The sequence below is a fragment of the Antrihabitans stalagmiti genome (assembly GCF_016482825.1).
GTDB lineage: Bacteria > Actinomycetota > Actinomycetes > Mycobacteriales > Mycobacteriaceae > Antrihabitans > Antrihabitans stalagmiti.
Window position 1 is genome coordinate 273,816 of the sequence record NZ_JAEMNV010000005.1, and the last position, 25,572, is coordinate 299,387.

Below are 25,572 nucleotides of genomic sequence, written 5' to 3' on the forward strand. Positions count from 1 at the left end.
AGGAGTACGACATGACCACAACAAGCGACGTCACGACCACCGAGACGTTCGATTCGCTCGATCCCGCCACCGGCGACGTGATCGGCACCTACCCCATCCACACGGCCGAGCAGGTCAACGAGGCCGTGGCGAAAGCCAAGGTCGCGGCCGAATGGTGGTCGGGCCTGACGTTCAACGAGCGCGGCGACCGACTGAAGGCGTGGGGTGGGGTCCTCACTCGCCGCATCGCTCAGCTCGCCGAGGTCGTGCACGCCGAGACCGGCAAGCCGACCTCGGACGCGACACTGGAGGTCGCCCTCGTTCTCGACCACATCGCCTGGGCCGCAAAGAATGCCAAGAAGGTCCTCGGTCGCAAGGGCGTTTCGACCGGTCTCGTCATGTCCGACCATTCGGCCACCCTCGAGTACTTGCCGATGGGTGTGGTCGGCGTGATCGGGCCGTGGAACTACCCGGTGTTCACCCCGCTCGGCTCGATCACCTACGCACTTGCCGCAGGCAACACCGTCGTCTTCAAGCCCAGTGAGTACACCCCCGGAGTCGGCGCGTGGCTCGTCGACGCGTTCGCTCAGGTCGTTCCCGAAGCGCCTGTGCTGCAACTGGTCACCGGGCTCGGAGCGACCGGTGAAGCGCTCTGCCGGTCCGGTGTGGACAAGATCGCGTTCACGGGTTCGCCTGGCACCGGCCGCCGCGTCATGCATGCCTGCGCCGACACCCTGACCCCCGTCGTCATCGAAGGTGGCGGCAAGGACGCGTTGATCGTCGATGCCGATGCCGACGTCGCGAAGGCTGCGGACGCCGCGATCTGGGGCGGTCTGGCAAACGCCGGTCAGACGTGTGTCGGGGTCGAGCGGGTCTACGTGCACGAGCAGGTCTACGACGAATTTGTCAGTGCTGTAACCGAACTCGCGAGCGGACTGCGGTCGGGCGCGGATTCCGAGGCCAAGCTCGGACCGATGACGATGCCGTCGCAGCCCGGTGTGGTCCGCAGTCACATCGCCGATGCGCTTGCCCGTGGTGGCCGTGCGGTCGTCGGTGGGCTCGGAGCGGTCGGCGAGCGGTTCGTGCAGCCGACGATCCTCGTCGACGTGCCAGAGGATTCGCTTGCCAACACGGAGGAAACCTTCGGTCCCACCATGACGGTCGCGAAGGTTCGCGATATGGACGAGGCGGTCGCGCTGACAAATGCGTCCAAGTACGGACTGGGTTCGACGGTGTTCGCGAAGAAGAACGGCAAGGCAATCGCGCATCGCATCAGGTCGGGCATGACGGCCGTCAACTCGGTCATCTCGTTCGCCGCGATCCCGACGCTGCCGTTCGGTGGCATCGGTGATTCGGGCTTCGGCCGCATCCATGGCGCCGACGGCCTGCGTGAGTTCACCTACGCGAAAGCGGTTGCGAGCCGCAGGATGCCGGGCCTGATGAATCTGATGAGCTTCTCGAGGACGGCGAAGAACGACAAGGCAGTGGTCACCCTCGCATCGCTGCTGCACGGAAAAGGCTAGGCGGCTTCGCCGCTCGTGAGTCTTTTCGGAGGGCCCACCCTCCGAAAAGACTCACGAGGCCGGAGGCCACCTACCGACAACTTTTCTTTTCTTGACAACTAATACTTTCGGTGCGATCGTATTCGCATGCACGACATCGAAGTGATCAACGACCCGGCTGCCGCCGAGGTCACGCTCGATCCGATCCGCGCCGAACTCCTTGCCGCGCTCGCCGAACCGGGCTCTGCAACAACACTTGCCGCCCAGATCGGCCTCACGCGCCAGAAGGTCAACTACCACCTGCGCGCCCTCGAAACGCACGGCCTCGTCGAGCTTGTCGAGGAACGCAAAAAGGGCAACGTCGTCGAGCGGGTGCTGCAGGCGACTGCCGCGTCGTACGTCATCTCCCCGACCGCACTCTCCGCTGTCGCACCCGACCCGGGCCGCGCACCCGACCAGTTGTCGGCACGCTGGCTGCTCGCACTCGCCGCCCGACTTGTTCGTGAGGTCGGCGACCTGATCACCGGCGCGGCGGCGGCCAAAAAACCTCTGGCGACGTTCGCGGTCGACAGCGAGATCCGGTTCGCCACCGCAGCCGACCGTGCGGCATTTGCGCGAGAACTCGGCGACTCCGTCAAGACCCTTGTTGCCAAGTACCACAGCGAAACCGCGCCAGCTGGACGCGACCATCGCTTCGTCGTAGGACTCCATCCGAAACCCAAGGCGGCTTCGCCGCTCGTGAGTCCTTCCGGAGCGCCCGACCACCAAAAAGACTCACGAGCCCGGAGGGCATAGCCGTGCACGAATTTTCCATCGAACGCGAAGTGATCCTCCCGGTCGACCCGGAGCAGGTATTCGCAGCGATCACCACCGGAACTGCCGGTTGGATGTTTCCGACCGGCGGCGACCCGGATATCGACGCGAACGATTCCACGAACAATCCCGTCAAGGCATGGGAGCCACCCAACCGACTCGCGATCCGCCAGGAAGCCGACGGCTGGTTCAACGCGCTCGAGTACCTGATCGAGGCACGCGACGGCGGTACGGCTTCGCTGCGCTACGTGCACAGCGGCATCTTCGTCGACGACTGGGACAACCAGTACGACGGCGCGAGCAAGCACACCGACTTCTACCTGCACAGCCTCGGGGAATACCTGCGGCACTTCGCGGGCAGACCCGTCACCTACGTCTCCGCCGACGGTCCGCCGGCATCGGGCACACCCGACGCCTTGACTACACTTCGACGCGCACTCGGCGTCGATTCCGCAGCGCGCGTGGGTGATCGCATCACCATCGACGTACCCGGGTCGACGCCGGTCGATGCCGAGGTCGACTATACGAACGAATACTTCCTCGGATTGCGCAGCGCCGAAACCCTGTACCGCTTCTACGGCCGCAACAACTTCGGTGGAACGGTCGACGCTGCACACCACTTCTTCACCGACGAGATCGACCACGTCGCAACGCAACTGGCTTGGCAGAACTGGCTCGACAACATCTACGCGTGACCAATTACCCATACAAGGAGAAGCTATGACCAACACCGCTCCCGACCGCCTGTCCTCGTTGAAAGCGTTGCGGCTCAGCCGAGTCGAAGGCGTCGTCGGCACCGTGCTCGTCGCGCTTGTGATCAACCTGGTGATCTGGCTGATCGGCCTCGCTGCAGGTGCTTCCTACGACGCGCAAGACGGCGACGAGGTCATGAGAGTTGCCCCAGGGGGTGTCATCTTTCTCTCGACGCTGCCGACGATCGTCGGAATGACCGCCGCCGCATTGCTGTCGCTGAAATGGACCGTGATTCTGCGGGTCGCTCAGGTAGTGGGTCCGGTGCTTGCCATCGCGACGATCGCGACAACGGCCACAACCGAATTCGACTCCACGACCTCCCAGGTCTTTCTGTCACTGATGCACGTCGCGCTCGCGGCAGTGCTCTACGTCGGGCTGGAAGGTATGCGCCGGAATCTGGCGAAGTAGCCTCAGGCTGTATCGATTCGGGTCGGTGTGCGCTTTTCGGGGTGCACACCGACCCGAATTCGTACACGGCGACCCGTCAGAACGTCGACGCCGGTCCAGTTGAGCCAGTCGGTGAGATAGGCATCTGAAAGTTCGATTTCGGGATTCGACTTGACCTAAACCATTGTTCAGGTTGAACGATGGGTCAGGTACCCCGACCATCGCCTGACGAAGGAACTCCGAATGACTGCCGCAAATGCAGAAACCAGCACCGCCACACCAGCCACCACACCTCACAACCGTCGAGCACTCAACCGCCCGCAAGCTGTCGCGTTCGCCGTCGTCGCGGCACTCGTCGTCAATCTCGTTGTCTGGCTTGTAGGTTGGGCTTTCGGCGGCGACTTCACGATCGTCGCGGACGGAAAAACCTCCGACGCCGCACCCGGCGGAGTGATCATCTTCACCGTCGTCCCCACGTTGATCGGCATGACCGCAGCGGCCCTGCTTCTCCCCTACTGGGCTGGGGTCGTCCGAGTAGCGCAGATCATCGGACCGACACTGTCGATACTGACCATCGGACTGACGATCAACGCACCCTTCGATGGTCCGAGCACCGTCTCGCTCTCGGCCATGCACGTTGTGATCGCCATCGCGATCTACGTCGGACTCGATGCAATGCAACGCGGCTGGGCAGCCAAGCGCCGCAACTGAGCTCGCCAACCGGAACTCGCACCCTGGCCAAACCGTCGGTAGGATTTCACAAAGTCCGGCGGTTCGGCCGAAGGAGTGGCGATGTCGACGATCAACGGTCTCCCGGCTCATCCCCTGCTGGTCCATTTCGTCGTCGTCCTCACCCCGGCGACCGCTGTCCTCGCAGTCGTGTGTGCGATCTGGCCCGCCGCTCGACGCCGTTTCGTCTGGTTGCTGCTCCCGACCGCACTTGTGGTTCTCGTCCTGACACCGCTGACCGTCAGAGCGGGCAGGTCACTCGCCGAGAAGTTCGGCAACTCCGAGGTACTCCGCACACACATGAACCTCGGCGAGACGATGATCTGGTTTTCGATCGCGCTCGCCGTCGCCGCCGCGTCCGTCACAGCCATTCACGTCGCGGAACACCGATCGAAGGCACTCAAACCCGCTGTCGTGTGGAGTATCGCAGCCTTGACCATTGCCGTCGGCGTCGCTGTCTGCGTGCAGACCTACCGCATCGGCGATTCCGGTTCGCGCGCCGTCTGGGGAGGAACCGCCATGGCCCTCGAACTGCCCGCTAGCCCAGCACGATCATGACCAACGCGAGCACGACAATCACGGTGATGCCGACAGCAATCACCGCAGGCATCATCGATCGGGGTAGGGGACGGCCACTCCTGATCGCCTCGTCGACTCGCTGCCACCGCTGATAACTGGTCGACGCAAGATAAAGCGCAAGCGCGGCCAACGCGAGGCCCGCGGCCAGACGTAGCGGCTTCGGCCCGAAATCCGGAACGAACTGCACCACACCGACGCCGCACGCCAACAGTGCCAGGGACGTCCGGATCCACGCCAAAAACGTGCGCTCGTTCGCCAGCGTGAACCGGTAGTCCGGCTCGTTGTCGGTCACGATTTCAGATTAAGGCTTCCTGGGCTCGTCCCCGTAGTTGGGGATTCGAAATCGGTACCAGTCGCCTTCGATATGCGTGTAGATAGTTCGATCAGCCTCCAGATTCGGGCGGAACACAAATCCGGTAGCGCGAATCCCGTCGTCCAGATCGAAATAGACGCTGCCGTTGCGCTCCCACTGCTGACTGCAACGAAATCCGCCGACAACGCCGGGACACTGCACCTTCGTCTCGTCACCGAGCATTTCCAGCGCAGCTTGTTCGAACGACCCCTCGACGAAGTGCCAGCGCACCTCGAACATGTCGACGCTGACGACCACCGACGCGACAATCCCGAACAGAATTGGAACTGCGGCAGTTTTGGCCCACTGCCTTCCGGCCGTGTCTCCGTAGCTACCCGAATAGCCTGCGAGTCTGATGATCCAAGCCAGTCCGACGACCGCCAGCGTGCACATCACTGCGAGCCACAGGTCGAGGTCGACGCCGACGGGGAAGGTGTCCAGCCACATCAACGCAGCACAAGCGCACACACCCACGGCAAACAGCACCCACCCCGGCGGCGTCGACCAGAACCGACTCCATGCCGCGCGCACCGTCCCCACCGCCCCGTCATGGGTCCATACTCTCATTCGGTCAGTGCTAGTCTGATCACATATATTTGATTTTCTGTGCCGTACTCGCAAAGGAGCGAACCGTATGGACCTCGACTGGTCGACCGACGAACTCGAGTTTCGAGACGAGGTCCGCGAGTTCCTCGCCGAGAAACTGACGCCCGAATTGCGCCGCGCCGGACGCCTGATGACGAGCGTCTACTCCGACCACGAGGCCAGTCTCGAATGGCAGCACATCCTGCACGAACGTGGTTGGGCAGCGCCTGCGTGGCCCGTCGAATACGGCGGCTGCGACTGGAGTCTCGCCAAGCACTACATCTTCAGCGCCGAGTCGATTCGCGCGGGCGCTCCCCTGTTGTCCCCCATGGGAATTCGGATGGTCGCTCATGCCATCGTCGCATTCGGCACGGCCGAGCAGAAGGACTTCTATCTCCCTCGCATCCTGACCGGTGAGGTCTTCTTCTGCCAGGGCTATTCCGAGCCGGAATCCGGTTCGGATCTGGCGTCGCTCAGCATGGCCGCCGTCGAGGACGGTGACGACCTCGTCTGCACCGGAAGCAAGATCTGGACGACCCACGCAACCGAAGCCAACTGGATCTTCTGCCTCGTGCGGACATCGAAGGAAGCGCAGAAGCAGCGTGGCATCACCTTCGTGCTCATCGACATGAACAGTCCCGGTATCGAGGTGCGGCCGCTGGTGATGACCTCGGGCGAAGAAGTGCAGAACCAGGTGTTCTTCGACAACGTGCGGGTTCCGAAGGCCAATGTCATCGGCAAGATCGACGACGGCTGGACCGTTGCGAAGTATCTCCTCATCTTCGAGCGCGGCGGTGGTGCAGCGGCGCCCATGCTGCAGGCCATGGCGAATTCGGTCGCGGACGCAGCTGCGGAACAGCCCGGTCCCGACGGCCGACCGCTGATCGACGACCCCGCATTCTCGGCCAAACTCGCCGAAGCCCGCATTCGCGTCGACGTACTCGAGATCGTCGAATTCCGCACGCTCGCAGCGCTTGCGAGCGGAAAGAACCCCGGGCCTGCCGCCTCGATGATCAAGATTCTCGGAACCGAACTGAGCCAGAAGATCACCGAACTGGCGCTGGAGGCAGCTGGTCCGCGAGGACGCGTCTACCAACCGCACGCGACGGCACCAGGCGGACCGCTGTCGGAGTACACCCCACCCGCTGACGGCTACCTCAGCGGCGCTGAATGGCAAGCCGTTGCTCCGCTGCGCTACTTCAACGACCGCGCCGGCTCGATCTACGCCGGCAGCAACGAAATTCAACGAAATATTCTCGCCAAAGCCGGATTGGGTTTGTAGATGGACTTCGCACTCGACAACGAACAAGAACTGCTGCGCGACACCGTCACCGGGTTTCTCGCCAACCGCTACGACCTGGCGGGCAGCCGGACCGTTGCCAAGTCCGGGATCGGCTGGCAACCCGACATCTGGCGCGGCTTCGCGAAGGAACTCGACATCCTCGGCGCGACGCTGCCCGAGTCGGTCGGCGGAATGGGCGGTGGCCCAGTCGAATCGATGATCATCGCCGAAGCGCTCGGCTACGCGCTCGTCGTCGAGCCGTACGTCGACACGGTGATCGTCGGTGGCGGACTGCTACAGCGCGCAGGTGGCGAACAGCCGACGGCACTACTGAACGGCATCGCGTCGGGGGACGTGATCACTGCCCTCGCTGCCACGGAACCGACGTCGGGATACACCCTCAACGACGTGACCACCACAGCCACGAAGGACGGCGATGCGTGGATCATCAACGGCGCCAAGATAGTTGTCGGTAGCGCTCCTTTCGCGACGCATCTTCTCGTCACCGCACGAACATCGGGCGAGCGCCGCGACACGACCGGACTGTCGCTGTTCGTGCTCGAGTTCGACGCAGGCAATCCGCCGAAAGGCCTTGAAGTCCACAGCTACCGAACGATCGACGACCGCCGCGCAGCCGATCTCGTCTTCACCGATGTCCGGCTACCGGCCGACGCGCTTCTCGGCGCCGAGGGCAGGGCGTGGGCATCGCTCGACCAGGCAATCGACGAAGCAACAGCGGCGGTTGCGGCCGAGGCTGTCGGTTGTATGCGAAAAGTGTTGGCGGACACCGTCGAATACACGAAGCAGCGGCAGCAGTTCGGGCAGCCGATCAGCAGCTTCCAAGTGTTGCAACACCGTATGGTCGACATGTCCATGGAACTCGAGCAAGCGGTTGCTGCAGCACATCTCGCGATCCTGAATCTCGATGCCGAACCGAAGCTCCGCGCCCGAGCGGTCTCGGCTGCCAAGGCGACGATCGGTCGGGCCGCTCGATTCATCGGCCAGAACGCCGTCCAACTTCACGGCGGCATGGGGATGACGGAGGAACTCGCGATCGGACACTACTTCAAGCGTCTCACCGCGATCGAGCACGAATACGGTCCTGCCGACTTCCATATCGCCCGCTACGCCGCACTGACAAGGGGCTGATCGCTCCAGGCGAGCAATCGCCGCCGGTAGCATCGTCGCGATGACCAGCGCGCAGGACGGGCCGACGCAGGACCGTCCTGCCCGGAACACGCGTCCACCCAACCGACGCGCCCTCATCGTCGCGGCAGCAAGCGCGCTGTTCTACGAACACGGCTACGCGAACGTCGCGATGAGCGACGTGGCAGAGGCAGTCGCGATCGGTCCGTCAGCGCTGTATCGCCACTTCCGAGGCAAGCAGCAACTCCTCGGTCGGGTCGTTGCCGATGCGCTCGACACATTCGTCGACGCCCTTACCCAAGCCGAGTCCGACGACACGACCGATCTCGCGGAAGTTCTCGCGACAGCCGCGCTCGAGCACCGAACGGACGGCGTCCTGTGGCGGCGCGAAGCTCGCCACCTCTCCGAGGAGGACCGCAAGGATCTGCGCGCCGAAACCAGACTGATCGGCGAGCGTCTGATGCGGATCATCGGTGCCAGGCGCCCACAGCTCAGCGCGGCAGAGTCCGACCTACTGGCGTGGTGCGCACTCGGCGTTGCCAACAGCATGTCGTTCCACCGACTTACCCTCCCAGCGTCGGAATCGGCGAAACTGCTGACCGAACTCGTTGCGGCCGTACTCGATGCATCCATCGAACTGCCGGTGGGGGCGCAGGCGCCGAACCGCGCGACCGACCTGCTGAATGCGACCCGATCACGTCGGGAAGCCATTCTCGGCGAAGCGATAGTCCTGTTCGCCGACAAGGGTTTTGCGGGAGTGAGCATGGACGACATCGGCGCTTCGGTCGGAATTGCCGGGCCGAGTGTCTACAGTCATTTCGCGGCGAAGACCGACATCCTCGTCGCCGCCATGTTCCGGGGTGACGAGTGGCTGCAGATGGACATGAACCGAGCCCTCGGCCAGTCCACCGATTCCCGCGACGGAGTCCGGCGCCTACTCGACAGCTACGCATCGTTCGCAATGGAGAACCCGCACCTGGTCAGGATCCTCGTCTCGGAGTCAACGCACCTTCCCGACACCGAGCGGCACAGGTCGCGGGTCGCGCAACACGACTACATCGCCAAGTGGGTGCATCTGGTCCGAACGGTTCATCCCGAATGGGACGCGACCGTCGCCAGAATCCGCGTCCAGGCAGCGCAAGCGCTGATCAACGACGTCGCGTTGACGCCGCACCTTCGCACACTTCCCGGCATAGAAGCTGCGATCGCGTCGATCGGTCGAGATCTTCTCGGCGTCACATAGGCCGTCCGCAATCGAGTAGCGTTCTTGTCCATCAACTCGCGACCGATACCTGGAGAACGAACGTGACAGATACGAAGCCGACCGACGCGACCGACACTGCGCACGGCATCTCCGAGCGATTCGTTCGTAACGGCGAGATCGAGATCGCGGTCTACGAACAAGGCAATCCGGACGGCGAAACGATCATCCTCGTTCACGGTTGGCCCGATACCCACCACCTCTGGGAGGGCGTCGTTCCGTTCCTCACCGACCGCTTCCATGTCGTCAGTTACGACACTCGCGGCCACGGTCGGACGACCAATCCGGACAGCTACCGCGACTTCGAACTCAGTGCCCTGGCATCGGATTTCTTCGCCGTCGCCGACGCGGTCAGCCCGGACCGACCGGTGCACGTACTCGCACACGACTGGGGTTCCATCTCGGTGTGGGAGGCAGTGTGCGAGCCAGCGGCCGAGGAGCGGATAGCGTCGTTCACGTCGGCATCCGGCCCGAACCTCGACCACGTCGGCAAGTGGATGAAACGCAGGCTGTCGCGGCCGACACCGAAGAACGTCTGGCAGCCGGTGTCGCAGTTGCTGTCGTCGGGATACACGTTCCTCTTTATGACCCCCGCACTACCGAAGGCCCTGTTCGGGCTCGGGAACGAGTCGCACTGGAAGACGTTCTTGAAGGTGACCGAAGGCACCGACTCCGATCGGATCTTCCTCGCCGACACCCTGAAGCAGGACCTCGTCAACGGCCTGCGGATCTACCGGGCCAACATCGTCCAGCGAATCTTCAATTCGCGCGAACGCGAGACCAAGGTTCCTGTGCAGTTGATCGTCGACACGAAGGACGTCGCCATTCGACCTGCCGGCTACGACGACGAATCCCGCTGGACCGACCGGCTGTGGCGTCGCGACGTCAATGCAGGCCACTGGGTGCCGTTCTCACATCCGCAGGTTTTGGCGCAGGCCACGATCGAGCTCATCGACGCCCTGTCCGGCAAGGAACCCACGCGAGAACTACGTCGCGCTCGTGTGAGGAAGGCCGAGCGACGCCACTTCGACGACCAGCTCCTCGTCATCACCGGCGGGGGTAGCGGTATCGGCCGGGAGACCGCTCTTGCCTTCGCCCGCGAAGGTGCCGAAGTGGTGCTTTCCGACGTCAACCTCGCCTCGGCGAAGGAGACCGCGACGTTGATCGCCGAACTCGGCGGGGTCGCCCATGCCTACCAACTCGACGTCTCCGACGAGGACGCTGTGCAGGCGCACGCCGATCACGTTGCCGAAAAGCACGGCGTGCCGGACATTCTGATCAACAATGCTGGTATCGGACAGGCTGGCGGGTTCTTCGACACCCCGGCCGCAACGTTCCGCAAGGTCATCGACATCAACCTCTTCGGCGTCATCAACGGGTCCCGGTCGTTCGGCGCGAAGATGGTCGAACGCGGACTCGGTGGGCAGATCGTGAACCTGTCGTCGATGGCGGCGTTCGGCGCGCAGCAGGGCTTCAGCCCGTACGCGACGAGTAAGTCCGCGGTGTTCATGTTCTCCGACTGCCTGCGATCCGAGCTGGCCAGCGCCAACATCGGCGTCAGCACGATCTGCCCAGGCATCGTGCACACGAACATCACCAACACCACTGAGTTCTCCGGGGTATCGAGCGATGAGCAGGCCAAGAAGCAGGCCAAGTTCGATCGGCTCTACGCCAAGCGCGGCTACACCCCCGACAAGGTGGCCGACTGCATCGTCGACGCGGTCAAGACCAACAAGTCGATCGTTCCGGTGACACCCGAGGCGCACCTCAGCTATCACTTCAGCCGGTTGGCGCCTGCGTTGGTCCGCTTCGGTGCGGCCAACTCGAACCTCATCAAGTAACTGTCCCCATACGCCGCAACGCTGCCGTGCCGAACGCGGTCAGCGCTGCGGCGAACCACAATGCGGACAGGCCTATCCACAGGTAGGTCACGGCACCGACCACAGTGCCTGCAGCGAGGCCGGACCAGAGTGCGAAGTACCGCAGCCCGACCACGCTTCGCTCTCCGTCGATCAGCCTCGACACACTTTGTCCCAGCTTCACCAGCGTCCCGGTGACGAAGGTGAGGCCGATCGTCGCTTGCCCGTCACGTTCGAACACCGAGTTCTGCGCACCCATCGCGACAGCCATCAAGGGTGGGGCCAAAAACGCGACGAAGGGCACGTGATGGAAGACCGCTGCGGTCGTCAGGATGGACGCGACGATCGCGAGCACCAGCCATCGTCGCTCCCGGACTCGACGACTTGCCTGCGACCCGATGACGACTCCGACGAAGAAGGCGACGATCAATCCGATCGCGAGGCCGAAGTCTCGGAAGTCACCTTCGGCGAGCGATACTCCCGCCTGCGTTGTGTTTCCGCTCATAAACGAGACGAAATAGCCTCCGAAGTGCAGAAACCCGATCGCATCCACGAAGCCCGCTACCCCGGACAGCATGGCCGCGAGCGCCATCTCACGGCGGTCGTGATCAAGCATCGGACTCCTTCCCGCCGCTATTTGCTAAACTTTGAATATAGTCAATCATGAAGCGCGTGCAGCTCGAGTCTGGAGAGGATCACGATGCCGAATTCGAGCCAGCCGCTGTATCGCATGAAAGCAGACTTCTTCAAAACCCTCGGCCACCCGGTCCGAATAAGGGTGCTCGAACTGCTCAGCGAACACGAGCGCACGGTGTCCGACATGCTTGGAGAGGTCGGGATCGAACCATCGAACCTTTCGCAGCAACTCTCGGTTCTGCGCCGCGCCGGACTGGTCACGGCCCGTCGCGACGGACTGTTCGTGACCTATGCGCTGGCATCACCGAGGGTGTCCGAACTGCTCGCCGTCGCGCGCGAGATCCTGCTCGGCGTGGTCGTCAGCCAGGCGGAAACCCTAGGCGAAATCGACGAAAAACCTATTAAGGAAAGACTTTGAGCAACGAAACGCGCACCAAGCCCAATCTGATCGAATACATCACCTACTCCTACGGACGCACCCTTCCGCCATCGATGCGTGACTGGGTTCGACACGATCTAGCAGGCAAGGGTTCCGCGACTCGATTGGTCATCAGGGTCACGATTCCTTGCATCCTGCTGCTTCTGCCACTGCTGTTGATACCTACGACGCTGTACGTCTACATCAGCATGACGGTGCCGATCCTCATTCCGTTCGTCTACTTTGCGATCGCACTCAATCGGGTGTACCGACGTCATCGCCTGTCCCAACACGGCCTCGACCCGGCCCTGGTCGACGAGCAGGACAAAGCGAAGAACGCAGTCGAATACCAGGCCTACCGCGATCGACACGGGCATACCTAGATTCGACGATTACCGAAAACAACAACGGTTACGATTCCATCGGGCCGGGTACACCGGATTGACCGCCTTGTCGGGAACCGATTCGACCGGACGGAGGATGCGTGAGCAGCCACTATTCGCACTTCGCGCATTCACCCCCGCGCTTCGATCTGGCGAGCGATGCGATCCTGACCTATTTGCGCAACGAGATCCCGCTCGGCTTCTGGGGAGTGACGCGATTCGACGGTGAACGCCAGGTCTACCTCACCGTGAACAACGTCGCGTTCCCTGTCACGTCGGGTGATTCCGTTGCCTGGGCCGACTCGATGTGTCAGTACATGGTTCTCGGCGAGTCCCCGAACATCGCACCCGACGTCCGTGAGGTACCCCAGTACGCGGCGATCGAAGAAGCGTCCGCACTTTCCATCGGCACCTATGTGGGGCTGCCGCTGGTCACCTCGGACGGAACACTGTTCGGCACACTCTGCGGGTTCGACGAGAAACCGCACGAGGATTCACTCGAAACCCACCAGTCGCTCCTCGAGCTGCTCGTCTCATTGCTTGCGAACGTTCTCGAAGCCGACCTCGATCGAACCGCGGTGCAACGGGCACTCGAACAAGCCGAGCTGCGCGCCTCGACGGACACGTTGACCGGACTGCTCAATCGAGGGGGCTGGGAACGCCTGCTCGAACACGAAGAGGCTCGCTATCGTCGGTTCGGCGACCCCGGCGCAGTGATCAGCGTCGACCTGGATCATCTGAAACCGATCAACGACACCAAGGGACACCACGCCGGCGACGAGTATCTCCGTACCGCCGCTCGGGCACTCGCGGACAACGTGCGTAGCGCCGACATCGTTGCCCGTGTCGGCGGCGACGAGTTCGGCATTCTGGCGCCGAAGACGACAGCGGACGACGCAGAGGAATTGGCCCGACGTCTGTCGCAGGCACTCCACGCGGTCGGCGTCACGGCATCGTTCGGACACGCCCAGTACACGATCGCCGAAGGTTTCGCAGGTGCATGGAAGGCCGCGGACACCGCTATGTATCAGCAGAAGAAGACGCGCCGCGAACCGTTCCCGTCGCGCTAGTCGGATCGGTGACTCGACCGCTCGAGGATATCGACGAGCCCATCGGTCTGTATCGAGCACGGCTGACGAGGAACCCGCGACAACCGACATAGGTGCGGTCGAGTGGATATGCTTGCGAATTCCCGCAACCGCGAGCAGACGGGACGGGGGCGAAGGAGCGAGCATGTCCGATGAAGCAGCAACGAGCCACATTCGGTTGACCTCGCACAGTGGCGGCGTCGGATCCCTACCTATCCGCTGGGCGGCGCCGACCGCGACCGAACGCGGGCCGGTTGTCGGTACGACGACAAATCGTGCGCACCGCAACGTAGTCGGCACACACAGTGGGTCCTACAGCATCTACCGAGCGTTGGCCGTCGCGGCAGGTGCGTTGTCGCGCAAGCACAAAGCCGACCTCACCAATACGGCACCGACCAACATCATCGGCCCGTATCCCCAGTGGAGCGAGCCGGGCAAGATCGTGAGCCTCGACCCGTGGGGCGCCATCGTCGCCGACGTATTCTCCGCGGAACTTGCTGCGGGCCAAGATATTCGGCCCAGTATCGCCGTCACCAAGGCGCACGTGATCCTACCGGAGATCATCGAGGCCGTGCACAAAGGCCGCCTGCAACCCGACGGTCGTTTCCTCTTGCCGAACGGTGCAGCTCTGGTCAGCAAGGTTGCGATCGAACCCGTCTGGCATCTGCCGGGCGTTGCACAGCGCTTCGGTTGCAGCGAAAGCGACTTGCGCCGTGTGCTTTTCGAGGAGACAGGCGGCATGTACCCCGAGCTCGTCACCCGGTCGGACCTCGAGGTGTTCCTGCCGCCGATCGGCGGGCAGACCGTCTACATCTTCGGCGACCCGCGTGATCTCGCCAATCCAGACGTAGAGCTGACCGCGCGTGTGCACGACGAATGCAACGGCTCGGACGTGTTCGGTTCCGACATCTGCACCTGCAGGCCCTATCTCACCCACGCGATCGAGGAGTCGATCCAGGGAGCACAGCGCGGTGGTGTCGGCCTGGTTTCATACTCCCGCAAGGAAGGTCGCGCGCTCGGCGAGGTGACCAAGTTCCTCGTCTACAACGCACGCAAACGCCAAGAGGGCGGCGACACCGCAGATCAGTACTTCGCCCGCACGGAATGTGTTGCAGGCGTTCAGGACATGCGGTTCCAGGAGATGATGCCCGACGTACTGCACTGGCTCGGCGTCCGCAAGATCCACCGTCTCGTCTCCATGAGCAACATGAAGTACGACGCCATCACCGGATCCGGCATCGAGGTCGGTGAACGTGTCGACCTCCCCGACGATCTCATCCCGGCCGACGCGCGAGTCGAGATCGACGCCAAAATGGCGGCAGGCTACTTCACACCAGGCGTTGTGCCCGACGCCGAGGAATTGACGAAGCCCAAGGGCCGCGGATTGGACGGCTGAGGTGGAGGACGCAGTCGCCACCCTGCGCACCACGGCTGCTGTGCGTGACCGCGCGAACCAGTTGCTTCTTCGTGCGCGCGAGGGTAATTCGCGCTGGTTCGGCGTGAACGACGGCGCACTACCGACCGCGGCGAAGGAGGTAGCCGACGTCACCCACGCGCGTTACCCTGACCTAGAGATTCCGTTCCACAGCAGGTGGCGACACTTCGAGGCCGGTGGTATCGACCGTAAAGCCGAACTCGATGCCGCACTGGCTGCGTCGGATGCGCCCGCGCGCGCACGCGCGATGATCGACCTTGCCGTTGTGAGTGTGCTGCTCGATGCAGGCGCAGGACCGGATTGGCACTACGACGAAGCGGTCAGCGGTCAGCGGTTCGCACGGTCGGAAGGTCTTGGCGTTGCGAGCTGGCACGGGTTCGTCAGCGGTGGCTTCTCGAGTGATCCGTCGAAGCCGCTGCAGGTCGATGCGGTCGGCCTACAGAACCTCGACGAAGGCCACCTCGCCGCGATGTTCGGTGTCGGGTCCGCCAATCCGCTCGTCGGGCTCGACGGCCGAGTCCGGTTGCTGCACAGACTCGGCGACGCCTTGCGTGCACGTCCCGACGTGTTCGGCGCGGACGGTCGCCCAGGTGGCTTGTTCGATGCGCTGGTCGGGCAGCAGGATCCGGCGACTGCGAGCGTCGCGGCACACGACATTCTGTCGCTGCTGCTCGCGTCGCTCTCGGGTATCTGGCTGGCAGACAACATGATCGGCACCCACCCGCTCGGCGATTGCTGGCAGCACCGGGCGGTCGAGGGTCCGGGGCTGACGAAAGGCTGGGTGCCGTTCCACAAGTTGTCGCAGTGGTTGACCTATTCGCTGCTCGAACCGTTCGGTTGGGCCGGCGTGCGGGTCACCGGGCTGGACGCGCTGACCGGCCTGCCCGAGTACCGCAACGGCGGACTGCTGCTCGACACCGGCGTATTGGTATTGCGCGAGCATGGTTTTGCCGAACGCAACTGGGCGGTCGGCGACGAACTGATCGTCGAGTGGCGCGCACTGACGGTCGCGCTGCTGGACGAGCTGGCACCCCTCGTACGGGAACAGCTCGGGGTCGATGCCGAGCGGCTACCGCTGGCATGTGTCCTCGAAGGTGGTACCTGGGCGGCGGGTCGTGTTCTCGCACAACGTCTCCGGGATGGGTTACCGCCGCTGACCATCGTCAGCGACGGCACGGTCTTCTGAATTCATTCGAGCGACAGGACAAGATTCTATGGGAACGGTACACCTGATCGACCACCCGCTCGTGCAGCACAAGCTGACGTTGATGCGTCGTAAAGAAGCTTCCACCAACAGTTTTCGACGACTTGCCAACGAGATGTCGACGCTGATGACCTACGAGGTGCTGCGCGACATTCCGATGCAGGAAATCGAGATCGAAACGCCGTTGGAGCGCACGACAGGCAAGGTGATCGACGGTAAGAAGGTTGTCTTCGTCTCCATCCTGCGCGCGGGCACCGGAATCTTGGACGGCATGTTGACCGTGGTTCCGGGAGCGCGGGTCGGGCACATCGGCCTCTACCGAGACCCGCGCACGCTCGGCGCGGTCGAGTACTACTTCAAGATGCCAGGCGATCTCCGCGAGCGCGACGTCGTCGTTGTCGATCCCATGTTGGCGACGGGCAACTCCGCGGTCGCTGCAGTGGAGCGACTCAAGGAGTGCGGCCCCAAATCGATCAAGTTCGTCTGCCTGTTGGCGTGCCCGGAAGGCGTCGCGGCATTGCACAAGGCTCATCCGGATGTACCGATCTACACCGCTGCCGTCGACCGCGAACTCGACGAGCAGGGCTACATCCTGCCCGGGTTGGGCGATGCAGGCGACCGGATCTTCGGAACGAAATAGGCGGCTACGCCGCGCGTTGGTGTCTGAGCACTACTCGAATGCCTGCGACGGCTAGTGCTGCCAGCGACGCCGCTGCGACGATACGGATCAATGCGAGGTTCGCAGACGCAGCCGCGAGGAGACCGTAGGCGGCACCGAGTGCCGACGCCCAGACCAGCGCGCCGAGTGAGCGGCGCAGATCCGGATCGAGCGATCGGCGCCGAGCCCATGCTGCCGCGACGAGTACGGTCGTCGACGCGATTGCCGCCATGGCGCCGTAGACGACGTTGAAGATCCCGTCGCCTTCGTCCGGGAGGGTCCGCATGGGGGTTATCGCGTAGATGCCGAGGATCAGCACCACAGCGACCACGCTAACCGGCCTTGCAGAGTTGACCAGGCCCGGCCTACCGGACAGCCGTCCGCCGAGCGTGACGTACTCACCGGCCGCAAGTAGTACGAGACACCTACCCACAACCACGTTGATGTTCGCCAGATCGAGGTAGGTCTCCGACAAATGCCGCATTTGCGCCGCGATTTCGGGCACGATGGGCAATGTGGCAGCAAAGAGGAAGCCGCACACACGCGTCAGTTCGCGATGGCGAGGTTGATCGCGGTCGACCATCCGCGCGACCCAGACGGTTCCGAGCGTCATGGGCACGACGAGAGCAATTGCGTTCACGACAACGTGGGCGGTGTCGTATCGGTCGGTCGACACGGGAAATCACACTACCGGCAGCTGCACTGCGTCACAGACCGAGATCTCGCGCGCTCTTGTCGACGTCCACCTCTTCGCGGTGCCGAGCAGCCGCCCGCCGGAGCCGACCCGCGATCCCCCGATCGGTGCGCAGCGCTGGTGGCATCGCGAGTTCCCACATCGTCAGCCCGAACACCGCTGCGATTGCCGACGTCTGCTCGACATCGAGCACCGAGTCGCCGTTCATGATCTTGCTCAAGGTCGTTTCGGGCAAGCCCGCGAGACGGGCAAGCTCACTTTGCGTCATTTTTTTGGCGCGGACCATCTCGCTGCGGATGTTTTCAACGATCGCAGCCTGCTCGCGACCTGCCAGTCGCTTCCCGCTCGGCATGACGATGATCCTACCCATCGCAGCCGCTCGAGCGTTTCGTTGCGCTCTAGCGAATTCAGGCAGCGAACCACCTGCCCATATGGGAAGATGACTTTTGCGGAGCGGGAGCATTCCGGTCGGCACCTCGAGGGGTGGCAGCCGACCGGAAAGTGCTCCCGACGTGAAAGCGCAGGGGGCTGGCACGTCGGGCCGAGCGGATCGGCGACGCAAACAATGCACTAAAGGTGGTTATCCGCTGACAGGGCGGGTTGTGTGGATGCCATGGAATCGCACACGACGACAATCGTCCGCAGACCGATCGACGCATCGGTCGCACGATCCTGGTTGTTGGTGAATGCCAGACAATCCGACATGTTCGACCGTGCCCACGGGTCGCGGGCGGATCAGATCGTGCTCGATCTCGAGGACGCCGTCGATCCCGACCTGAAACCGGCCGCACGTGACGCCGTCGCCACCTGGCTCGAACGAAATTCGGCGTGGGTCCGCATCAACAGTCGCGGCACGCAATTCTGGTCCGACGACGTCGACCAACTCAGCGGACTACCGGGGCTTGCAGGCGTCATGCTCGCCAAAACCGAATCACCACAACAGATCAGCGAAACCTACGATCGCCTCGGCGGCTCGACGCCAGTGCTCGCACTGATCGAGTCTGCGGTCGGCATAGAGGAAGCCCCCTCGATCGCCCGGGCCCGTGGAGCGTTCCGACTCGCCTTCGGCAGCGGTGACTACCGTCGCGACACAGGCGCAAGCGCGGACGATCTCGCCATGGCCTATCCCCGCTCTCGCCTGGTCGTCGCCAGCCGTATCGGCGAACTCCCAGGCCCCATCGACGGCCCGACCGTCGGCACAAGTCATTCCCAACTGCGTGACCAGTCCGCTATGTCGGTCTCGCTCGGACTCACCGGCAAACTGTGCCTCGGCGAGGAGCAGGCACCGGTTGTCAACGAGGTCCTCAGCCCAACTCCGTCGGACGTCGGGTGGGCACTCCAATTCTTGGCCGACTTCGAGAACCGGGGCGGCACCGTACGAGACGGTAGCGACCTTCCCCGCTTGGGCCGCGCCCGCAAGATCACCCGGTTGGCCACCGCGTACGACGTGCTTCCCGCCTGATCGGGTTCGCCGCCGCGGCGCGGGAGTGACCCTGGCATAGGGTGCCCGCATGGCAAAAGATTCCCAGACTCGGTTGTCAGCGCGCATCGCAGCGCTGTATGCCGCTCACCCGCAGATTCGCGACGCGCGTCCGAACAAGGACGTGGGCGCCGCGTTGCGGGAGCCTGGGATCGAACTCGCGCAGGTCGTCACGACCGTGATGGAGAGTTACGCAGATCGGCCTGCGATGGGACATCGGGCGGTCGACACCTCCGGTGGACGGACGGTGCACCTGCTGCCCGAGTTCGTCACGATCACCTACGGTGAGCTGTGGCAACGGGTCAGCGCGGTGGCCGGGGCGTGGCATTTCGATACCGACAATCCGATGCGCGCCGGCGAATTCGTCGCAACGCTCGGATTCACGAGCACCGACTACGCCATCGTCGACCTGGCGTGCACGTATCTCGGCGGCGTTGCGGTCCCGCTTCAAGCCGGAGCTTCGGTTGCACAGTTGTCGGCGATCGTCGCAGAGACCGAGCCTCGTACTCTCGCGGTTAGCGCCGAGAACCTCCACATTGCAGTCGAGCTCGTGCAGTCCGGCGCAGCTCCGCACCGTCTGATCGTCTTCGACTACCACTGCGACGACGACGTTCAGCGGACCGCATACGACGACGCCGTCGCGCGCCTCGCGAACACCTCGGTAGTTGTGGAGTCGCTCGATTCGGTCATCGACCGGGGCCGTCGGTTGCCGACAGCACCGCTGTTCGTCCCCGACGACGACGAGGATCCGCTGGCACTTCTGATCTACACCTCCGGCAGTACGGGAACTCCGAAGGGCGCGATGTACACCCGCAGTTTGGTGACCGCCGTCTGGTTGTCCCAACCGGAGGTCGCCGGGATCAACCTCAATTACATGCCGATGAGCCACATCGCAGGCCGTATCAGTCTGCACGGCGTTCTCGCGCGTGGGGGCACCGCCTATTTCACAGCCAAGAGCGACATGTCGACCCTGTTCGACGACATCGCACTGACCCGGCCAACCGAGCTGTTTTTCGTTCCGCGAGTGTGCGACATGATCTTTCAGCGCTACCAAAGCGAGATGCAGCGGCGATCGGAACCGGGCACCGATCGCGAAGCACTCGATGCGACCGTGAAAGCTGAACTGCGCGAGAGCTTTCTGGGCGGTCGGTACATGTCCGTCGTCGTCGGGAGCGCGCCTATCGCCGCCGAGATGAAGAGCTTCGTCGAATCGGTGATCGAACTCGACCTGCACGACGGCTATGGCTCGACCGAGGCGGGCGGTGGCGTCGTGATCGATACGATCGTCCGCCGACCGCCGGTGCTGGAATACAAGTTGGTCGACGTGCCCGAACTCGGCTATTTCGGTACCGACCAACCACACGCACGCGGCGAACTGCTGTTGAAAACGTCCACCATGATCCCCGGGTACTACAAGCGCCCCGACATCAACGCGGAGATCTTCGATGCGGACGGCTTCTACCGGACCGGCGATATCGTGGCCGAGCTTGCACCGGATCGACTTTCCTACGTCGACCGCAGAAACAACGTGCTCAAACTGTCGCAGGGTGAGTTCGTCGCAGTCGCCACATTGGAGGCAGTGTTTGCCAGTAGCCCACTGCTGCAACAGATTTTCGTCTACGGCAGCAGCGAGCGCGCGTACGTGCTTGCGGTCGTGGTGCCGACCGAGGAACTGCTAGCGTGCGATGACCCGAAGGCGGCACTGAGCGATTCGCTACACCGGATAGGCCGCGACGCCGGCCTCAATTCCTACGAGATTCCACGCGATTTCATCATCGAGCCCGAGCCGTTCACCACCGCGAACGGCTTGCTGTCCGGCATCGGTAAGCTGTTGCGACCCAAGCTGATCGAACGATACGCACCACGCCTGCAGCAGCTCTACGCCGTGCTCGCAGAAGAGCAAGCCGACGACCTCATCGCGCTGCGGCACGAGGCAGCCGAGCTGGGTGTTCTCGAAACCATCGGACGCGCCGCAGAAGCGTTGCTCGGTTGCGCAGCAAGCGATCTGCGCCCGGACGCACACTTCGCCGACCTCGGCGGCGATTCGCTGTCGGCGCTGTCGTTCTCGAATCTGCTTCGCGAAATCTTCGACGTCGACGTACCTGTCGGGGTGATCGTCAGTCCAGCACACGGTTTGGGGGAACTGGCGGAGTACGTGACGGCCGCGCGAACGTCCGGTTCGCTACGACCGACGTTCGCCTCGGTCCACGGTGTCGGCGAGCACGCACGTGCCACGGATCTGACCTTGGACAAATTCATCGACAGCCGAACCCTCGACGCTGCACGGACCCTGCCGACCGCTACCGGCCAGGTGCGGACGGTTCTGCTGACCGGCGCCAACGGCTATCTCGGTCGATTTCTCTGCTTGGACTGGCTCGAACGACTCGACCGATCCGGCGGCGGCTCGCTGGTCTGTATCGTCCGCGGCAGGGACGTCGCCGCGGCGCGCTCACGACTCGACGACGCCTTCGACAGCGGTGATCCCGCCCTGCTCGCCCGGTACCGCGAGCTCGCCGACAGGTACCTCGAAGTGCTGGCAGGCGACATCGGTGAGACCAACCTCGGACTCGACGACGAGACCTGGAACAAGTTGGCAGACAACGTCGATCTGATCGTTCACCCGGCGGCGTTGGTAAACCATGTGCTGCCGTACGAGCAACTCTTCGGTCCCAATGTTGTCGGAACGGCCGAGGTCGTTCGGCTTGCGATCACGTCGCACATCAAGCCGGTCACCTATCTCTCGACCGTCGCGGTGGCCGCCCAGATCGCTCCGTCCGCCTTCGAAGAGGACGGCGACATCCGGGACGTCAGCCCGGTACGCACGATCGACGACAACTACGCGAACGGCTACGGGAACAGCAAGTGGGCAGGCGAGGTGCTGCTCCGAGAAGCACACGACCTCTGCGGACTTCCTGTTTCGGTATTTCGGTCGGATATGATTCTGGCCCACAGTCGATTCGGCGGTCAGCTGAACGTACCGGACATCTTCTCTCGACTGCTGCTGAGCATCGTCACCACCGCGCTCGCACCGTTCTCCTTTTACCGCACCGACCAGGACGGGAACCGCCAACGCGCACACTACGACGGCCTACCTGCCGACTTCGTCGCCGAGGCCATCACCACACTGGGCACGGAATCCGTTGCGGGACTGCGGACCTTCGACGTCGTCAATCCGCACGACGACGGCATCTCGCTCGACACCTTCGTCGACTGGCTCATCGAATCCGGCCATCCGATCCATCGCGTCGACGACTACGCCGATTGGCTTGCGCGCTTCGAGACGGCGTTGCGATCCCTTCCCGAAAAGCAGCGCCAGGCGTCGCTACTTCCCCTGCTGCATGCCTATCGGCGCCCCAGCAACCCTGTTCGCGGCTCGGCGTTGCCTGCACATGGATTCACAGCGGCTGTCCAGGCGGCGAAAGTCGGTGCAGAAGGCAATGTTCCGCACCTGTCGCCGGCACTGATCGCGAAGTACATCAGTGATTTGCGCCTGCACAACCTGCTGTAGTCGAAGTACCTAATCGATCGGCTCGCACGGCAACTCACCGCGCCTGACAGCGTCGACCATGAGGCCGTGATCGATCTCGGTCTGGTCGGCGTAGGCGCGGGCGAAGCGGCGCAGCGCAACCTCGAGTTTGTCGGACCCGCCGACATATCCGGCGATCATGGACGCCCCGCTCGTTCGTGCGTGTCCTTTTGCGAGCAGCCGACCGCAGATTCCGGCGTAGTCGGTCAGGGCAGCCGGCGTCAGGTGGTCTATTGCGATGGCGCCCTTCATGTTCCGGAACTGACGTACGTAGTACTGGCGACCGTCGACCGTGGTCCAACCGAGCAGCGGGTCACTGACCGTCTGCAAGGCCTGCTGATACTCGACAACGCGTCGACCCTGGTGGTCGTGCCACGCGGATTCACCGTGCACGAACGGCGCTACCACCGAGCGTCTTGCCTGTTTGAGTTGGAGGAAGACGACGTCGTCGGGGCTACTGCCCTCGCACAGTGCGACGTACGCGCGCAGGCCGACACTGCCGACCCCGACGACCTTGTGCGCGACATCGACGAGGGTGTAGCCGCTCAGTACCCGGCGCCAGTGACTCGGCAACGTCGCGAGGTATTCGTCCAGACCGACGGCAAGACTGTCGGCTTCGGCAGTGTCCAACCGAGTGATCAGCGGCGGCTCGGTGACGATTCTGCGACCACCTGCGTCCTGTTCGGTGAACCGTGGCAGCGCGCGATCGCTGACCCGCCGCCGCGCGCGCCGCGCCGACCGCTCGATCTCGTGCCGTAGCGACGTGTCCGACGCCGTCGTCTGGAGGCGATCGCGGTCGAGCCGTTCGAACGACCGCGTCAGGAGCGGTTGTCCGGCGAGCCAACGAATGTGCTTGCGATACATGGCAACACAGGATTCGACGGCGCTCGCGCACTCCTCTTCGGTTGCCGAGTTCTGCCTACCTGCGATCCAGATGCTTGCGGTGAGCCGACGCACGTCCCACTCCCAGCCGCCGGGATGGGCCTCGTCGAAGTCGTTGAGGTCGAGCACGAGGTCCCGCTCGGGCGACGCGTAGAAACCGAAGTTGCCGAGGTGCGCGTCGCCACAGATCACCGGCCGAATCCCTGTCGCGGGCAGTGCTGCCAGGTCGTGGGCCATTACGATCGCCGAGCCACGAAGAAAGCCGTACGGCGAGGCAACCATTCGCCCGACCCGCACGGGAACCAGAGAATCGATTCTTCCCATATGGGATTCCTTTATCGACGCAAGAACATTCGGCCGATCGTTTTCGGTTCGCCATTCTCCGAGTGCCGATCGCGGTGTTCGTTTACGCATCGTTTTTCCGAGCAGGTAACGCTCTTCCCGCGGTACCGCGCGACGCCGCAGCGACGCGTAGTCGTTGCCATCGGCGGTGGTTACCACGACGTGGCCGCCGATACGAGGATCCGGCTCGGTACCAACAGTTTCCAAGCCTTGGACCTCGTCGATGTTCATCTGCCAATAGTGCGCTACAGAGAAATAATGGGAAAGCCCTGAAAAATTCACATTTCAGGCGCGAGAATCATTTATGTCGATATCTAGGAACGTCTTGGTGTTTGCATGCGCAATCGGGCTCTTGGCGGCGTGCACATCGAATGAAAGCTCTTCGGGTTCGGAAACGGACTCGCAGTCGGCTGGCGCCGCTGCCACGACAATCGAGTCTTCGGATCCCGCGAAGGCCGAGGCGATTACGAAGATCGTCCGCGACTACATGGAAGAGGCCCACCTGAAGGCCGTCATCTACCGCGTGACCGTCGACGGCAAGGAGATCGTCACAGCCGCGGAGGGCGAGTCGATGACGGGCGTTCCCGCCACGACCGACATGCACTTCCGCAACGGAGCGGTGGCAATCTCTTACGTTTCGACGCTGCTGTTGCAGCTTGTCGACGAGAAGAAGGTCGCCCTCGAAGACAAGCTGTCGAAGTACCTGCCCGACCTTCCCAATGCCGACCGAGTGACCCTGCACCAGTTGGCTCAGATGACGTCGGGCTATCAGGACTTCGTGATCGGCAACGAAGAATTTGCAAAGATGGCCCTCGCCGATCCGTTCAAGGCGTGGACGACAGAGGAACAGCTTGCGCTCGCGATCAACAAGCCCCTGTGGTACGAGCCCGGAACCAACTGGGACTACGCGCACACCAACTACGTCATCCTCGGACTCGTCATTGCGAAGGTGACAGGAAAGACGCTCGAGGAGGCGTTGCAAGAGAAGGTCCTCGACCCGCTCGGCTTGAAGAACACCAAACCGTCGCTGCTGGCCGAGATTCCGGCACCTGCATTGCACGCCTTCAGTTCCGAACGCCGCGGCTACTTCAACATCCCCGAAGGCACCTCCTTCTACGAGGAGTCGACGGGCTGGAACCCCTCGTGGACCATCAGCCAGGGAGCCATCCAGACGAGCAATATCTACGACCTCGAAACCAGTGCGGTTGCCATCGGAACGGGCAAACTGCTGTCACCCGAGTCGTACAAACTGATGACGTCGACCGACCTGCGCGGCAAGACGACCGCCATTCCCGGTTGCGTCAACTGCCGTCCGTTGGACGACTTCCAGACCTACGGACTCGGCCTGTGGATCACCGGCGACTGGCTGTACCAGAATCCGCTGTTCTTCGGCTACGCGGCGGTCAACGCCTACCTGCCCTCGCAGAAGATTGCCATCGCTGTCGCCGTCACCTACAAAGAGCAGGCCTTCTCCGCGGACGGCGGCTATTCGAACGGCGGCGACGCTCTGTTTCGCAAGATAGGCGCCTACCTCGCTCCCGACGACGCTCCGCCGATAAAACCAGCGAACTGACAAGCTGACACAACAGCCGACCCGAG

General features: G+C 63.2%; 25 protein-coding genes. 19 read left to right on the plus strand and 6 right to left on the minus strand.

Annotation, left to right across the window (positions count from 1 at the left end; genetic code table 11):
* Positions 1 to 11: 11 nt before the first annotated feature.
* The 6 genes from JGU71_RS17600 (at position 12) to JGU71_RS17625 (ending at position 4,721) form a co-directional block, all read left to right on the plus strand.
* Entirely contained in the window at positions 12 to 1,502 is a 1,491-nt protein-coding gene (locus JGU71_RS17600; RefSeq protein ID WP_199705575.1) for an aldehyde dehydrogenase family protein, read from the plus strand.
* Between the two features lie 126 nt (positions 1,503 to 1,628).
* A complete protein-coding gene (locus JGU71_RS17605) occupies positions 1,629 to 2,276 on the plus strand; it encodes an ArsR/SmtB family transcription factor (RefSeq protein WP_199705576.1) in 648 nt (215 codons plus the stop codon).
* Between the two features lie 2 nt (positions 2,277 to 2,278).
* Positions 2,279 to 2,989, plus strand: coding sequence for an SRPBCC family protein (locus JGU71_RS17610; protein WP_199705577.1), 711 nt, complete (start codon positions 2,279 to 2,281; stop codon positions 2,987 to 2,989).
* A 25-nt stretch (positions 2,990 to 3,014) separates the two neighbouring features.
* A complete protein-coding gene (locus tag JGU71_RS17615) occupies positions 3,015 to 3,455 on the plus strand; it encodes a DUF6069 family protein (RefSeq protein ID WP_199705578.1) in 441 nt (146 codons plus the stop codon).
* A gap of 222 nt (positions 3,456 to 3,677) precedes the next feature.
* The gene (locus JGU71_RS17620; protein ID WP_199705579.1) at positions 3,678 to 4,145 is read left to right on the plus strand and encodes a DUF6069 family protein; all 468 of its coding nucleotides are present in this window, start codon (positions 3,678 to 3,680) and stop codon (positions 4,143 to 4,145) included.
* 81 nt (positions 4,146 to 4,226) lie between these two features.
* Complete coding sequence (locus JGU71_RS17625; RefSeq protein WP_199705580.1) at positions 4,227 to 4,721, plus strand: DUF2231 domain-containing protein; 495 nt, start codon at positions 4,227 to 4,229, stop codon at positions 4,719 to 4,721.
* Here the strand turns inward: JGU71_RS17625 and JGU71_RS17630 are convergent.
* Both JGU71_RS17630 and JGU71_RS17635 read right to left on the minus strand, forming a co-directional pair.
* Positions 4,702 to 5,034, minus strand: a complete 333-nt coding sequence (locus JGU71_RS17630; protein ID WP_199705581.1) for a YidH family protein — start codon at positions 5,032 to 5,034, stop codon at positions 4,702 to 4,704. The genes JGU71_RS17625 and JGU71_RS17630 overlap by 20 nt on opposite strands.
* Before the next feature lie 9 nt (positions 5,035 to 5,043).
* The gene (locus JGU71_RS17635; RefSeq protein WP_199705582.1) at positions 5,044 to 5,661 is read right to left on the minus strand and encodes a hypothetical protein; all 618 of its coding nucleotides are present in this window, start codon (positions 5,659 to 5,661) and stop codon (positions 5,044 to 5,046) included.
* A 67-nt stretch (positions 5,662 to 5,728) separates the two neighbouring features.
* On the opposite strand from JGU71_RS17635, the gene JGU71_RS17640 reads away from it, so the two are divergent.
* From JGU71_RS17640 to JGU71_RS17655, 4 genes are all read left to right on the plus strand, one after another.
* Positions 5,729 to 6,961: an acyl-CoA dehydrogenase family protein gene (locus JGU71_RS17640; protein WP_199705583.1), complete on the plus strand. Its 1,233-nt coding sequence runs from the start codon at positions 5,729 to 5,731 to the stop codon at positions 6,959 to 6,961.
* Complete coding sequence (locus tag JGU71_RS17645) at positions 6,962 to 8,110, plus strand: acyl-CoA dehydrogenase family protein (RefSeq protein WP_199705584.1); 1,149 nt, start codon at positions 6,962 to 6,964, stop codon at positions 8,108 to 8,110. It abuts the gene before it with no gap.
* Positions 8,111 to 8,150: 40 nt separating this feature from the next.
* Positions 8,151 to 9,350, plus strand: coding sequence for a TetR/AcrR family transcriptional regulator (locus tag JGU71_RS17650; protein ID WP_199705585.1), 1,200 nt, complete (start codon positions 8,151 to 8,153; stop codon positions 9,348 to 9,350).
* A gap of 62 nt (positions 9,351 to 9,412) precedes the next feature.
* Positions 9,413 to 11,209 (plus strand): SDR family oxidoreductase, encoded by a 1,797-nt coding sequence (locus JGU71_RS17655; RefSeq protein WP_307829700.1) that lies wholly within the window; start codon positions 9,413 to 9,415, stop codon positions 11,207 to 11,209.
* Here JGU71_RS17655 and JGU71_RS17660 read toward each other — a convergent pair.
* Positions 11,202 to 11,843, minus strand: a complete 642-nt coding sequence (locus JGU71_RS17660) for a YoaK family protein (protein WP_199705586.1) — start codon at positions 11,841 to 11,843, stop codon at positions 11,202 to 11,204. The two genes, JGU71_RS17655 and JGU71_RS17660, sit on opposite strands and share 8 nt — an antisense overlap.
* An 84-nt stretch (positions 11,844 to 11,927) precedes the next feature.
* On the opposite strand from JGU71_RS17660, the gene JGU71_RS17665 reads away from it, so the two are divergent.
* From JGU71_RS17665 to upp, 6 genes are all read left to right on the plus strand, one after another.
* Positions 11,928 to 12,281, plus strand: coding sequence for an ArsR/SmtB family transcription factor (locus JGU71_RS17665; protein WP_199705587.1), 354 nt, complete (start codon positions 11,928 to 11,930; stop codon positions 12,279 to 12,281).
* Positions 12,278 to 12,664 (plus strand): DUF5313 family protein, encoded by a 387-nt coding sequence (locus JGU71_RS17670; RefSeq protein WP_199705588.1) that lies wholly within the window; start codon positions 12,278 to 12,280, stop codon positions 12,662 to 12,664. Before JGU71_RS17665 ends, JGU71_RS17670 begins: the two co-directional genes overlap by 4 nt.
* A gap of 101 nt (positions 12,665 to 12,765) precedes the next feature.
* A complete protein-coding gene (locus JGU71_RS17675; RefSeq protein WP_199705589.1) occupies positions 12,766 to 13,734 on the plus strand; it encodes a GGDEF domain-containing protein in 969 nt (322 codons plus the stop codon).
* A 163-nt stretch (positions 13,735 to 13,897) separates the two neighbouring features.
* Entirely contained in the window at positions 13,898 to 15,148 is a 1,251-nt protein-coding gene (locus JGU71_RS17680) for a GTP cyclohydrolase II (protein WP_199705590.1), read from the plus strand.
* Between the two features lies 1 nt (position 15,149).
* On the plus strand, positions 15,150 to 16,373 hold the full coding sequence (locus JGU71_RS17685; RefSeq protein ID WP_199705591.1) for a URC4/urg3 family protein: 1,224 nt from the start codon (positions 15,150 to 15,152) through the stop codon (positions 16,371 to 16,373).
* A 28-nt stretch (positions 16,374 to 16,401) separates the two neighbouring features.
* On the plus strand, positions 16,402 to 17,031 hold the full coding sequence (gene upp, locus JGU71_RS17690; RefSeq protein WP_199705592.1) for a uracil phosphoribosyltransferase: 630 nt from the start codon (positions 16,402 to 16,404) through the stop codon (positions 17,029 to 17,031).
* Between the two features lie 4 nt (positions 17,032 to 17,035).
* Here the strand turns inward: upp and JGU71_RS17695 are convergent, their stop codons facing one another.
* Both JGU71_RS17695 and JGU71_RS17700 read right to left on the minus strand, forming a co-directional pair.
* A complete protein-coding gene (locus tag JGU71_RS17695; protein WP_199705593.1) occupies positions 17,036 to 17,725 on the minus strand; it encodes a hypothetical protein in 690 nt (229 codons plus the stop codon).
* A 31-nt stretch (positions 17,726 to 17,756) separates the two neighbouring features.
* Positions 17,757 to 18,095, minus strand: a complete 339-nt coding sequence (locus JGU71_RS17700; protein ID WP_199705594.1) for a helix-turn-helix domain-containing protein — start codon at positions 18,093 to 18,095, stop codon at positions 17,757 to 17,759.
* A 261-nt stretch (positions 18,096 to 18,356) separates the two neighbouring features.
* Between JGU71_RS17700 and JGU71_RS17705 the strand changes: the two genes are divergently transcribed.
* Both JGU71_RS17705 and car read left to right on the plus strand, forming a co-directional pair.
* Positions 18,357 to 19,205, plus strand: a complete 849-nt coding sequence (locus JGU71_RS17705) for an HpcH/HpaI aldolase/citrate lyase family protein (RefSeq protein WP_199705595.1) — start codon at positions 18,357 to 18,359, stop codon at positions 19,203 to 19,205.
* Positions 19,206 to 19,254: 49 nt separating this feature from the next.
* Positions 19,255 to 22,731, plus strand: coding sequence for a carboxylic acid reductase (gene car, locus JGU71_RS17710; RefSeq protein WP_199705596.1), 3,477 nt, complete (start codon positions 19,255 to 19,257; stop codon positions 22,729 to 22,731).
* Positions 22,732 to 22,740: 9 nt separating this feature from the next.
* On the opposite strand, the gene JGU71_RS17715 is transcribed toward car, so the two are convergent.
* On the minus strand, positions 22,741 to 24,204 hold the full coding sequence (locus JGU71_RS17715) for a DUF2252 domain-containing protein (RefSeq protein ID WP_233529547.1): 1,464 nt from the start codon (positions 24,202 to 24,204) through the stop codon (positions 22,741 to 22,743).
* A gap of 73 nt (positions 24,205 to 24,277) precedes the next feature.
* Here JGU71_RS17715 and JGU71_RS17720 point away from each other — a divergent pair, with 73 nt between their 5' ends.
* The gene (locus JGU71_RS17720; RefSeq protein ID WP_199705597.1) at positions 24,278 to 25,546 is read left to right on the plus strand and encodes a serine hydrolase domain-containing protein; all 1,269 of its coding nucleotides are present in this window, start codon (positions 24,278 to 24,280) and stop codon (positions 25,544 to 25,546) included.
* Positions 25,547 to 25,572: the final 26 nt, after the last annotated feature.

What these genes read in the sequence shown, in the direction of transcription:
- JGU71_RS17680 (WP_199705590.1), top strand. Translation starts at nt 13,898, where the DNA reads ATGTCCGATGAAGCAGCAACGAGCCACATTCGGTTGACCTCGCACAGT.
- JGU71_RS17620 (WP_199705579.1), top strand. Translation starts at nt 3,678, where the DNA reads ATGACTGCCGCAAATGCAGAAACCAGCACCGCCACACCAGCCACCACA.
- JGU71_RS17635 (WP_199705582.1), bottom strand. Translation starts at nt 5,661, where the DNA reads ATGAGAGTATGGACCCATGACGGGGCGGTGGGGACGGTGCGCGCGGCA.
- JGU71_RS17600 (WP_199705575.1), top strand. Translation starts at nt 12, where the DNA reads ATGACCACAACAAGCGACGTCACGACCACCGAGACGTTCGATTCGCTC.
- JGU71_RS17700 (WP_199705594.1), bottom strand. Translation starts at nt 18,095, where the DNA reads ATGCCGAGCGGGAAGCGACTGGCAGGTCGCGAGCAGGCTGCGATCGTT.
- JGU71_RS17615 (WP_199705578.1), top strand. Translation starts at nt 3,015, where the DNA reads ATGACCAACACCGCTCCCGACCGCCTGTCCTCGTTGAAAGCGTTGCGG.
- JGU71_RS17605 (WP_199705576.1), top strand. Translation starts at nt 1,629, where the DNA reads ATGCACGACATCGAAGTGATCAACGACCCGGCTGCCGCCGAGGTCACG.
- JGU71_RS17705 (WP_199705595.1), top strand. Translation starts at nt 18,357, where the DNA reads ATGGAATCGCACACGACGACAATCGTCCGCAGACCGATCGACGCATCG.
- JGU71_RS17660 (WP_199705586.1), bottom strand. Translation starts at nt 11,843, where the DNA reads ATGCTTGATCACGACCGCCGTGAGATGGCGCTCGCGGCCATGCTGTCC.
- car (WP_199705596.1), top strand. Translation starts at nt 19,255, where the DNA reads ATGGCAAAAGATTCCCAGACTCGGTTGTCAGCGCGCATCGCAGCGCTG.
- JGU71_RS17625 (WP_199705580.1), top strand. Translation starts at nt 4,227, where the DNA reads ATGTCGACGATCAACGGTCTCCCGGCTCATCCCCTGCTGGTCCATTTC.
- JGU71_RS17715 (WP_233529547.1), bottom strand. Translation starts at nt 24,204, where the DNA reads ATGAACATCGACGAGGTCCAAGGCTTGGAAACTGTTGGTACCGAGCCG.
- JGU71_RS17650 (WP_199705585.1), top strand. Translation starts at nt 8,151, where the DNA reads ATGACCAGCGCGCAGGACGGGCCGACGCAGGACCGTCCTGCCCGGAAC.
- upp (WP_199705592.1), top strand. Translation starts at nt 16,402, where the DNA reads ATGGGAACGGTACACCTGATCGACCACCCGCTCGTGCAGCACAAGCTG.
- JGU71_RS17640 (WP_199705583.1), top strand. Translation starts at nt 5,729, where the DNA reads ATGGACCTCGACTGGTCGACCGACGAACTCGAGTTTCGAGACGAGGTC.
- JGU71_RS17720 (WP_199705597.1), top strand. Translation starts at nt 24,278, where the DNA reads ATGTCGATATCTAGGAACGTCTTGGTGTTTGCATGCGCAATCGGGCTC.
- JGU71_RS17665 (WP_199705587.1), top strand. Translation starts at nt 11,928, where the DNA reads ATGCCGAATTCGAGCCAGCCGCTGTATCGCATGAAAGCAGACTTCTTC.
- JGU71_RS17645 (WP_199705584.1), top strand. Translation starts at nt 6,962, where the DNA reads ATGGACTTCGCACTCGACAACGAACAAGAACTGCTGCGCGACACCGTC.